8 protein-coding genes and 1 rRNA gene are annotated in these 10,681 nt (G+C 75.6%); all 9 read right to left on the reverse strand.

Features of this window, described 5'->3' with window-relative positions; genetic code table 11:
* Positions 1-220: 220 nt before the first annotated feature.
* Positions 221-1,876, reverse strand: coding sequence for a restriction endonuclease (locus tag ACFCLZ_RS13935; RefSeq protein WP_380285217.1), 1,656 nt, complete (start codon positions 1,874-1,876; stop codon positions 221-223).
* A 126-nt stretch (positions 1,877-2,002) separates the two neighbouring features.
* Positions 2,003-3,760, reverse strand: coding sequence for a hypothetical protein (locus ACFCLZ_RS13940; protein ID WP_380285218.1), 1,758 nt, complete (start codon positions 3,758-3,760; stop codon positions 2,003-2,005).
* A gap of 230 nt (positions 3,761-3,990) precedes the next feature.
* Entirely contained in the window at positions 3,991-4,305 is a 315-nt protein-coding gene (locus ACFCLZ_RS13945; RefSeq protein ID WP_380285219.1) for a cupin domain-containing protein, read from the reverse strand.
* A 151-nt stretch (positions 4,306-4,456) separates the two neighbouring features.
* Positions 4,457-5,113 carry a YigZ family protein gene (locus ACFCLZ_RS13950; RefSeq protein WP_380285220.1) on the reverse strand — a complete coding sequence of 219 codons (657 nt, stop codon included), beginning with the start codon at positions 5,111-5,113 and terminating at the stop codon, positions 4,457-4,459.
* 106 nt (positions 5,114-5,219) lie between these two features.
* Positions 5,220-6,512 carry a DUF6986 family protein gene (locus tag ACFCLZ_RS13955; protein ID WP_380285221.1) on the reverse strand — a complete coding sequence of 431 codons (1,293 nt, stop codon included), beginning with the start codon at positions 6,510-6,512 and terminating at the stop codon, positions 5,220-5,222.
* Positions 6,513-6,641: 129 nt separating this feature from the next.
* Complete coding sequence (locus ACFCLZ_RS13960; protein WP_380285222.1) at positions 6,642-8,105, reverse strand: DUF2637 domain-containing protein; 1,464 nt, start codon at positions 8,103-8,105, stop codon at positions 6,642-6,644.
* 181 nt (positions 8,106-8,286) lie between these two features.
* The gene (locus ACFCLZ_RS13965) at positions 8,287-8,952 is read right to left on the reverse strand and encodes a response regulator transcription factor (protein ID WP_350571626.1); all 666 of its coding nucleotides are present in this window, start codon (positions 8,950-8,952) and stop codon (positions 8,287-8,289) included.
* Positions 8,904-10,316, reverse strand: coding sequence for a sensor histidine kinase (locus ACFCLZ_RS13970; protein ID WP_380285223.1), 1,413 nt, complete (start codon positions 10,314-10,316; stop codon positions 8,904-8,906). Before ACFCLZ_RS13970 ends, ACFCLZ_RS13965 begins: the two co-directional genes overlap by 49 nt.
* 189 nt (positions 10,317-10,505) lie before the next feature.
* Positions 10,506-10,622 (reverse strand): 5S ribosomal RNA (rrf, locus tag ACFCLZ_RS13975).
* Positions 10,623-10,681 lie beyond the last annotated feature (59 nt).

The raw sequence follows: 10,681 nt of genomic DNA on the forward strand, positions 1-10,681 counted from the left end.
GGCCACCAGGACCGCGGTCACCGCTCCGCCCCCGTGACGGACCGTCTGTTCACTCGTTTCCCCCGTGTTCCGCCGTCCCCGGGCCGGTCGTCGACCGGAGCCGGACGGCCGTGTCCCCCAGCGTCGTGCAGCCCGCGCACCGACGCCCGCCGGACGGGCCGTCGGGGTGATCCGGCCGGGTGGTGCCGCCCGGCCGACGGCGCAGCGCCGGGCCGACGGCTCAGCGCCCGGCGGCGAGCGGCAGGCCGAGGTGGGTGCGCGCCAGCTCGCGCACGCCGTCCCCGTCGACCAGGTGGATGTGCCGGAGCCCGTCCTCGCCGGTGAGGTCGAGCGCCCCGTCGGTGAAGTGGCCGGTGGTCAGCCGCAGGCCGCGTTCGGCGGACTCCTCGCGGACCGCCTCCGCCAGCGTGCGGATCTCCTCCTCCCCCACCGGTCCGACGCCCCGCGAGGCCCAGACCACCCAGCGACCGGGCAGCGCGCTGCCGGTCGGCCCCTCACCGGTGGCCACCAGCCCGGCCGGGCCGCGCAGCCGCACGCTCCACTGGCCGAGCCCGCCCCGGGTGAGCAGTTCGCGCACCAGCTCGGCGAACTCGTTCGCCGACAGGTCGGGCGCGGCCGGGACGGTGGCGGTCGCCTGCGCGGCCGGCTCGACACCCGCCCGGTCGTACGGGTCGGGGCTGACGGCGGCGCCCAGCTGGCGCAGCCGGACCAGGGCCTCGTCCTGTTCGGCGTCCGCGTAGACGCCCTCGCCGTCGGGCTGCTCGTCGGGGTCGGCGGGCGGCAGCAGCCTGGTGCGGGCCAGGGCGTCGCGGTCCGCGTCCACGCTCACCAGGCAGAGCGGCTCGGCCCCGCCGGGTTCGCGCAGCCAGCCGTTGAGCACGACCCCGGCGAGGATCTCGTCGGTGTCGACGGCGTCGGCGGCCTGCAGGGCGCGCAGGGCGAGCCGGGCGACCAGCCGCAGGTAGTCGGCGGCCCGGTCGGCCGGCGGGCGCGGCACGGGGAGGATCCCGCCGTCCGCGCCGAGCCGGTAGCCGGTCAGCGAGGGCACCACGTCGAGGGCCGGCAGGTCGAGGTCGAGCACCGCGGTACGGGTCAGCGGCCGGTAGACGGCGCGGCAGGGCGCCGGAAGGTCCTGGGTATGGGTCTCGGCGGCGGCCAGGGCGCGCTCCAGCAGCGACTCGACGGCGGCCGGCTCGGCCAGCCGGTAGGCCCGGCGGCACTCCTCCAGGGACTCGTTGTACTCCTGGACCGCGCGTGCCCGGGCCTGTTCGGCCTGGTCGTGGGCGCGCCGGGACTCGTCGGCGACCGGGTCGGCGGCGGGGGCCTGCCGGGTGCGCCATTCGCGCAGGGCGCGCTGGTGGGCGAGCCGGGCCGTGGCGAGTTCGCGCTGGTAGCCGGAGTCGAGCAGCCGGCGGGCCGGACCCTCGTCGGGCGCGGCGGCGGGCGGCTCGGCGGGCGCGAAGTCCTCCCAGCGCGGCTCCGGGTCGGCGCCGGCCGCCGCGGCGGCCGGCCCGTCGGCCGGGTAGGGGCGCGGCTCGTAGCTGCGCAGCTGGCTCTCGAAGTCCATGGCCGAGACGGGCAGCGCGGCCCGCCGGAGCAGGTCGGCCAGCCGCTCCAGCTCGGCCTGGACGGTGACGGTGCGGTGGTGGGTGAGCGCGGCGGCCCGGGCGTGGGCGGCGACGGCCTCGTCGCCGCCCGCGCCCGGCGGACCGTCGGGTGACGGGCCGTCCGGAGCGCCGTCCGGGGCGCCGGAGGGACGGCCGGACGGGCCGTCGTCCTCCGGCTCGACCCCGAGGTCACGGAAGACCGAGGCCAGGAAGCCCGGCTGGGGGGCCGTGACAGCGCCGTCGGACTGGCCGTCTGCTGAGTACTGCATCGGTGGTCGTTCCCCCATGCTCGTCCGGCGGCTGCCCGGGGGCGGTCGGCAACCCGACGGCCACCCCGAGGCCCGCCCCCTTCCGGACATTGTCCACCGAACGGGCGCACCGGTCAGCCAGGCCTCTCAGTTGGTCCGGGTGTTGGTCAGGTGCAGTCCGATGTAGCCGACATAGATCCGGCCACTGCCCGAACAGTCGTCGAGGTAGTGCAGCCGGGGCGCGGTGCGGCCACCGCCGATCCGCAGGTGGGCGCCCATGAAGGCGCGCCGGGACGCGTCCACGCACTCGGGCACCGGGAGCATCCGCTCGCGTTTCCACTTGGCGTGGCTGTGCACCGTCCGGGACTCGCCGCGCACCGCCTTGCGGGGCGGGAAGCGGTGGCAGCCGGCCGGGGTCCGCTCGCACCACTGCTTGAAGTCGCCGCCCGCCTGGCCGCGCACGGCCGCCTCGGCGTACTCCTGGAGCGCGGTGAGGCCGTCCCAGGTGAGCCGGGCCCAGCCGCCGCCCGCGCAGCGCAGCTCGTCGAGGGCGAGCGCGGCCTTCTGGTCGCCGGTGAAGGTGAGCAGCGGGAACTCGCCGAGCCGGGCCATCAGTTCGGTGAAGCTGAGCGGGATGCCGCCGCGGCCGCCGGACGGTCCGGCGCGCCGCCGCCCGGCTCTGCGGGCGGGTGCGATCGGGGCGGTGGCGGCGCCCGCACCGCCCGGCGCGGCGCAGAGCCGGCCGACCGACACGCGCCCCTGGCCGGAACCGGCCGCCCGTCCGGTGGCCGCTCCGGCCGGCAGGGCCTTGGCCTTCGGCCGCTCGCGGTGGTGCTCCCGACGGCCCTCGTGCCGGCCCGGGTGCGCGATCCGCTCCCGCTCCTCCCGCCCGTGGGCGGGCGCCGGGGCGGCGGGCAGCGGTTCCGGGACCGGGGCGGAGCGGGACACCCGCAGGGCCGGGACGCCCGCCAGCACGGGCGGCAGCGGCCGTTCGGCGGCGAGCCGGCGCGGCTCGCGGGACAGCAGGGCGGCCGCGCGCCGCAGGTCCTCCTCGATCCGGTTCCGTGCCAGCACGGGGTGGCGGCGGCCGTCCCAGCGCGACGCCGGGTCGACCTCGGGCAGATAGGTGCGCACCGCGCCGCCGTAGACGGCGTGGTACTCGAGGGCGACGTTGAACCTGGTCCGGGCGTCCGCGTCGAGGACGTACAGGCCGGCCAGACCGGGCAGCTGGTCGCAGAGCGGGCCGACGACGTCCGCGAGCCACGGCACGGTGCCGAGGCCGGCCGGGACGCTGGCCACCACGGTGGGCATCCGGCGGTCCGGGTCGCAGAGCTCGTCGACGAGCCGGTCGACCCCGGCCGCGGTCAGCACCCGGGGCGCGGCCGGCACCGCGGCCGGGCCGTCGTAGGCGTCCAGCAGGGGCAGCAGGGCGCGGACCACCTCGGGCACCGGCACCCGTCCGGGCGTGCGCACACCGCTGCCGGCGGGTTGGGTCGCGGCTTCCAGCCGGAGCCAGGTCGGGCCGGCCGTCCCGGTCGCCACGGTCAGGGTGAGCCGGTCGGTGCCGTGCGGGGCGGGGGTGCGCACCCGGCGGCGGTCGTAGCGGCCGCCGCGGGGCGGGCCGTCGAGCGGTCCGCCGTCACGGTCCAGCAGGACGCGCTCACCGAGCCGGAACCGTTCGGCGAGGGGCGCGCCCGCGACGGGGGGAGCGGCGGGTTCGGGGGGTGGGGGTTCCTCGCACCATTCCTGTTTCAGCCAGGTGGCGAGGCACTGGTCGGCCAGGGCGAGGGCGTCGGCGTGCGGGAGGGCGGTGGTGACGGTCATCCGATAGGGCGTCGCGAGGCCTCCGGGGCCGGAGGGACCGGCCTGGGCGGGCAGCGACGACGAGGAGCGTTCCGAAGTCATGCACATACCTCCGGGTTCGGTGGTGGGGTCCCGTGTCCTCCATCGATGGGTCATTGGTCCGGTTCGCCGGACCTGTGCCCAGGAAACGCCATGGCCCGGAGCGGAAGTTCCAACTCCGGGCCACGTCACTACATTCGGGTGAATCTGCTCAAGCCGCCCGTCGCCGACGACGAGGATCTGCTGGGCCCGCCGGTCCTGGCCGTCCGTCCCCGGCCGCTCGCGCGGCCGCGTCAGTCGGCGCGCCGCCCGGCGCCGCTGCGGCTCCACCCGGGCACCGGCACGCAAACGGCGAGCGGGCGGCCCGCCGGCGCCTCGTAGCGGGCGACCAGGACCACCGGGACGCTCCCGTGGTTGTGGCCGACGTGGACGTACCCCGGCCCGGCGTGCTCCACCAGGCAGTCGCCGGCCCGGCTGACCTCCACCCGGCCGTCGTGCAGGGTCCGGGTGAGCGTGCCGGCGAGCACCACGACGTCGACCCGGCCCGGGTGGTAGTGCCAGCCGGTGCTGTCCCCCGGTCCCAGGGTGATGGTCCGGACGACGGGCATCACGGTGTCGGCTCCCTGCTCGGCGGAATCCGACCAGGCTAGGCAGGGCGTCGCGGCCCCGAAACCGGGCGGCCGGAAACCGGCCGAAAAGCTGTCCGGAACCGGCGTTCCGGTCCAACCGCCCCCACCCGCCGGGCGGGCCGCCGCCCGCTCAGACCGGGACCTCGACGTAGGTGCGGCCCGCCGCCACCGCGGCCGCCGTCCCGCCGGTCGCCTCGGCCAGCCAGGTGTGGAAGGCCGCGACCTCAGGCTCCGGTACCCCGATCTCGATCCGCACCCCGGCCGCCTCGTACGCCAGGTCGCTCACGGTGAACCCGGCCGCCCGCAGGTCGTTCTCCACCCGCCCGGCCCGGGTGTGGTCCGCCGTCACCGCGAGCAGCGCGACCGGCCGCCGCTCCAGCAGTCCGACCTCGTCCAGCGCCTCCGACACCGCGCTGCCGTACGCCCGCACCAGACCGCCCGCGCCGAGCTTGATCCCGCCGAAGTACCGGGTCACCACCGCCACCGTGTCGGTGATGCCGCGCCGGCGCAGCACCTCCAGCATCGGCACGCCCGCCGTCCCGCCGGGCTCGCCGTCGTCGCTGGAGCGCTCGCGGCGCTGCTCGTCGCCGACCACGAAGGCGGTGCAGTTGTGCCGGGCGTCCCAGTACCGCTTGCGGATGCCCGCGATGAACGCCTGGGCCTCCTCCTCGTCGGTGACCCGGGCGAGGTGGCAGATGAACCGGGACTTCTTGATCTCCAGCTCGTGCGTGCCCGCGCCCCGGATGGTCAGGTACGGCCTGGGGGTCGGCTCCGGTGTGGCGGACATGGCGCGGCGGTTCTCCCGGACGGCGACGAGGGGCGGACGGTGCGGCCCGCGCCGGGTGACTGCTCGCCCGGGGACCGCTCCGCCAGCCTAACCCCCGGCCGGTCGCTCAGCGGCGGCCCGCGAGCGCCTCCAGTCGGGCGCGGTCCAGGCCGGTCGCGTCGCCGACCTCGGCCGGGTCGACCGCCCCGCAGTCCAGCCCGCGCAGCAGGTACCCGCTGAGTGCCCGGGCGGTCGCCGGCTCGTCCAGGACGTCCCCGCCCGCCTTGGCCAGGTACCCGGAGAGCCGCGCGGCGGCCGGGGCGAGGCCCTCCCGGTAGAAGGAGTAGACCGCGGCGTACCGGGTCGGCAGGTGCGCCGGGTGCATGTCCCAGCCCTGGTGGTAGGCGCGGGCGAGCGAGCGGCGGACCAGGTCGTGGTGGAGCCTCCAGGCGGCGTGCACCTGGGCGGTGGTCCCGGCCGGGACCACGTTGGTGGAGCCGTCGGAGAGCCGGACCCCGGTCCCGGCGGCGGCCACCTGCATCACCGCCTTGGCGTGGTCGGCGACCGGGTGGTCCAAGCCCTGGTGGGCGGGGGCGACCCCGCACGCGGCGCTGTAGTCGAAGGTGCCGTAGTGCAGGCCGGTGGCCCGCCCCTCGGCCGCCCCGATCATCCGGGCGACGGTGGCCCGCCCGTCGGGGCCCAGGATCGCCTGGGTGGTCTCGATCTGGATCTCGAAGCCGAGCCGTCCGGCCGGCAGCCCGGCGGCGCGCTCGAAGTCCTCCAGCAGCCGGACCAGTGCGGTGACCTGCTCGGCGTAGGTCACCTTGGGCAGGGTGAGCACCAGCCCGTCGGGCAGTCCGCCGCGGGCCAGCAGGGTGGTGAGGAAGAGTTCCAGGGTGCGGATGCCCCGGTCCCGGACGGCCGCCTCCATGCACTTGACCCGGATGCCGACGTACGGCGGGGCGCTGCCGTCGGCGACCGCGGCGGCGACCAGCCCGGCGGCCCGGACGGCGGCCGCGTCCTCCTCGGCGTCGGGCCGCGGACCGTAGCCGTCCTCGAAGTCGATCCGCAGGTCCTCGACCGGCTCGCGCTCCAGTTTGGCCCGCACCCGGCGGTGCACCTCGGCGAGCAGGGCGTCGTCCGGTACGCCGAGTGCGCGGGCCAGCTCGGCCGGGGTCGCGGCGTGGGCGTCGAAGGCCTCCAGGGCCTGCCGGCCCCAGGTCCGGACGGTGTCGGCGGCGAAGGCGTCGGCCGGCACGTAGACGGTGTGGACCGGCTGGCGGCTGCCCGGATCGCCCGGGTAGCGGCGGGCCAGGTCGGCGTCGACGGGCGCCAGCAGCGCGTCCACGGCGGCCCGGGCGGCGGCGGAGAACCCCGCCGCGCCCGTCGGCCCGCTCCCGCCCGTCTCGACCTGCGACATCCGTCACTCCTCACGCAAGCATGCGCGCGCGGCCCGCGCCAAGCCAACGCTTCAACAGCTTGTCGACGCGAAGGTAGAGGGGCCGCGCCCGGGCGTCAATGGCCGGGAGCGCGGCCGGACGGACCTGCGTCAGTCCCGCCCGGAGGCGGCGTAGCGGTCGCGCAGTTCGGGGATGAGCCGGTCCACGTCCTTCGGGTGCACCGACCCGTCCGACCGGCTGCCGCTCGCACCGAACTCCCGGGTCAGCCAGTCCGCGAGCCGCTCCGCGTTGGGCTGCTGCCCTTCGTGGCTGTCGAGGTAGCTGACCAGCCCCTGGTAGGCCAGCTCCGGGTCCAGCCGGTGCGGCCCCGGCCGCAGCGGGCGCTCGGCCGCCACCGCCTCCTGCGGGAACTCCGGCGGAGCGTCGAAGTCCGGCTCCTGCGGGAACTCCTCCTCCGGGTACTCGGCGTACGGCGGCGCCTGCGGATCCTCCGCATCCGTCGGGCGCGGCGGCTTGAACCACGGCGAGGCCTGACCCGGCACCCGGCCGCCCGGAGCGGCGTCGTTCGAGTGGCCGGTGGTCCGCACGGCACGCTCGGTCCAGACGTTCAGCTCGTCCCTCGGCTGCGGCGGGACCACGTCCTCGTCCTCGGGCTCCTGTGCCGCCCGCAGCCGGACCTGGGCGAGCTTGGCGAGCATCGGCGCCGCGACCTCCGCGGGCAGCGGCTCCGGCCCGGCCGGCGCCGGCTCGGTCCGGGGCTGCGGCTGAGGCTCAGGCTGTTCCTCCGGCCGTGCCGGCTCCTGCGCCCCGGCCGGCACGAGGGCGGCCGCCGCACGGCTCTCCGCCAGGGCCCGGGCCTCCTGCGCGGCCAGCGCCTCCGCACGGGCCGCGGCCTCGGCCTCCCGGGCCGCCTTCGCCTCGCGCGTCGCCTCGGTCTCCTCGTCCATCCGGTCGAACACCGCCGGGTCCAGCGGCACCCCGTACTTGGCCAGCTTGAGCGGCAGCAGCGCCTGGATCGGCGCCGAACGACGCCACCCCCGCCCGTACCGGAACCGCAGCTGCGCCCGGTAGACCAGCCGGTTCTGCTCCAGCCGCACGACCTCGTCGTACGAGCGCAGCTCCCACAGCTTCATCCGCCGCCAGAGCCGGAAGGTCGGCACCGGGGACAGCACCCAGCGCATCAGCCGGACCGACTCCATGTGCCGGTCCGCCGTGATCGCCGCGATCCGGCCGACCGCGTGCCGGGAGGCCTCGACCACCACGACGAACAGCAGCGGGATGACCGCGTGCATGCCCATCCCGAGCGGGTCTCCCCAGGAGGCCGCCGCGTTGAAGGCGATCGTCGCGACGGTCAGCAGCCAGGCCGTCTGCCGCAGCAGCGGGAAGGGTATCCGCAGCCAGGTCAGCACCAGGTCCAGCGCGAGCAGCACCACGATGCCCGCGTCCACGCCGATCGGGAAGGCGTAGGAGAAGGTGCCGAACCCCTTCTCCTCGGCCAGCTCCCTGACCGCGTTGTACGAGCCGGCGAAACCGATACCCGAGATGACACAGGCCCCGGCGGCGACCATGCCGAGCAGGCCCCGATGGGCCTTGGTGAGCGATGGGCGTGCCATAACGTCTATCAACCCCTGGATGTCGGCCGCGGCCGTACGCTGCCCCGGCTGCCGGTTCCCGCGTATCGGGGCGCCGGACGGCTGAGGCACCTCCGGGCTCGGCCCACCGGAGTTTACTCGTACACCTGTCCCAGCGTTCTCGCAGCCCGGACCGTCACAGCCCCCGCGAACGGGCGGCCGGTCAGGCGGCCCGCCCGGCCGTGCCGTTGAGGTACGCGAGGACGGCCATCACCCGGCGGTTCGCGTCCTCCGCCGGGGCCAGCTCGAGCTTGGTGAAGATATTGGCGATGTGCTTGGCGACCGCGCCGTCGCTCACCGTCAGCCGGGCGGCGATCGCCGAGTTCGAGCAGCCCTCCGCCATCAGCTCCAGCACCTCCCGCTCCCGGGGCGACAACCGCTGCAGCGGGCCCGGACGACGGGAGGTGGTCTGCATCAGCTTGGCGATGACGTCCGGATCCATCGCGGTACCGCCGGCCGCCACCCGGCGGACCGCGTCGATGAACTGGTCGGCGGCGAAGACCCGGTCCTTCAGCAGGTAGCCGATCCCACCCGTGCCGTCGGCCAGCAACTCCCGTGCGTAGAGCTGCTGGACGTGCTGCGACAGCACCAGCACCGGCAGTCCGGGGATCTCCCGTCGCGCCTTGAGCGCCGCCTGCAGACCCTCGTCGGTGAGCGTCGGCGGCAGCCGGACGTCGACCACGGCGACGTCCGGGCGGTGTGTCAGCAGCGCGTCCAACAGCTCCGGTCCGGTCTCGACGGCGGCGGCGATCGTGAAGCCGTGCGCTTCCAGCAGCCGGATCAGACCTTCTCGAAGGAGGTAGAGGTCCTCTGCGAGGACAACTCGCACGGCAGCTCCAAGGTGATGGTGGTCGGACCGCCCGACGTGCTGTCGATGGCGAGGACACCGTCGAAGGTACCCAATCGCCGTTCGATCCCGCGCAGGCCGGTCCCCCGGCTGGGATCCGCCACGCCGACCCCGTCGTCCGTCACCGTGACCCGCAGCCGACCGGCCCGGTACAGGATGTCCACCCAGACCTGCTCGGCGCCCGAATGCTTGGCCGCGTTCGCCAGCAGCTCGCAGATGCTGAAGTACGCCGTGGCCTCCACCGGCGCCGGCGGCCGGTCCGGCAGGCTCACGCACACCTCGGTCGGCAGCGCGCAGTCCAGCGCCAGCGCCCGCACCGCGTCGCCGAGCCCCCGCTCCGCCAGCACCGGCGGGTGGATGCCGCGGACCAGGTCGCGCAGCTCCTGGAGCGCCCGCGCCGAGGACTGCCGGGCCTCGGAGAGCAGCCCGCGCGCCGCCGCCGGATCGGTCTCCATGAGGTGCTCGATCGTGCCCAGCGTCATCCCGATCGCGACCAGCCGCGCCTGCGCGCCGTCGTGCAGGTCCCGCTCGATCCGCCGCAGCTCCGCCGCCTGGCTGCCGACCGCGTCGGCGCGGGTCTCCGTCAGCTCCGCCACCCGGCGGGTCAGCTGGGCGTGCGTGGCCCGGCCGTCCTGGTCGAGCACCCGCCGTGCCACCTCCGCGTACAGGCGCACCGCGTACGGCGCCAGCAGCACGCCGGCGGTGATCAGTGCCAGCCCCAGCAGGGCGGACAGCAGCGCCGTCGCCGCACCCGTGGAGGTCGGACCGTAGGACTCGTAGCTCAGCACCGCCACGACCAGGTACACCACCCCTCCGGCCACCAGCCCGAACATCACCACCCCGAGCGCGACCACGAGCGGCGGGCTGACCACCAGCCAGAGCATCTCCGACCGCGTCGCGCGGTCCCGCAGCGACCAGTGCAGCAGCTGCGCGAGCCGGGCCACGTTGTGGGAACGGTGGTACGAGTAGCCCGTCCACCAGTGGCCGCGCGCATCCGCCTCCAGCGCCGGCCGCGGAGTGTACGAGACGGGCAGTCGGACCCCGTACCAGTCGCCGAGCCGCGCCCGCGTCCGACGCGCACACGGCCGCACGAACAGCCCGGCCAGTGTGAGGCCCGCGAGCACCGCGGCGACCACGGCGAACAACGCCGCCGGGTAGTACGCATCGAGCATCCACGCGACGGTGGCACCCGCGAAGACCGTCCCGAAGGCCGGCACCGCCACGGTCGGGACCACGCCCAGCACCAGCAGCGACAACCGGGCCAGCCCGAGACCGCCCGCCGTGAGTGCCGCCTCGGCCCGGACACGCACGGCGCCACCCCCGCTGATCCGACTCTCCGTTGCCACGAGCACTCCTGTTGCCGGTCCCGATCGTCCTGACCAGTCTTCCCCGCGCCCCCGTCGGGCGCACTGGCCGTCCCACCCGACTTCGAGGTGGTGTTAGGTCCACCCCTGCCCCGGGGCTCTGCTTCCCAGGACGTGCAGAAATGCAAGAAGCCCCTGCCGGTTCCCCGGCAGGGGCTTCTCATAAGAATTGTTCGGCGGCGTCCTACTCTCCCACAGGGTCCCCCCTGCAGTACCATCGGCGCTGTAAGGCTTAGCTTCCGGGTTCGGAATGTAACCGGGCGTTTCCCTCACGCTATGACCACCGAAACACTATGAAACTGTCAACCGCACCCACACCGTGACCAGACGTGTGGGGGTCGTTGTTT

Origin of the sequence: Kitasatospora purpeofusca (assembly GCF_042691725.1) — a bacterium.
In the GTDB taxonomy this organism is placed as follows: domain Bacteria; phylum Actinomycetota; class Actinomycetes; order Streptomycetales; family Streptomycetaceae; genus Kitasatospora; species Kitasatospora purpeofusca_B.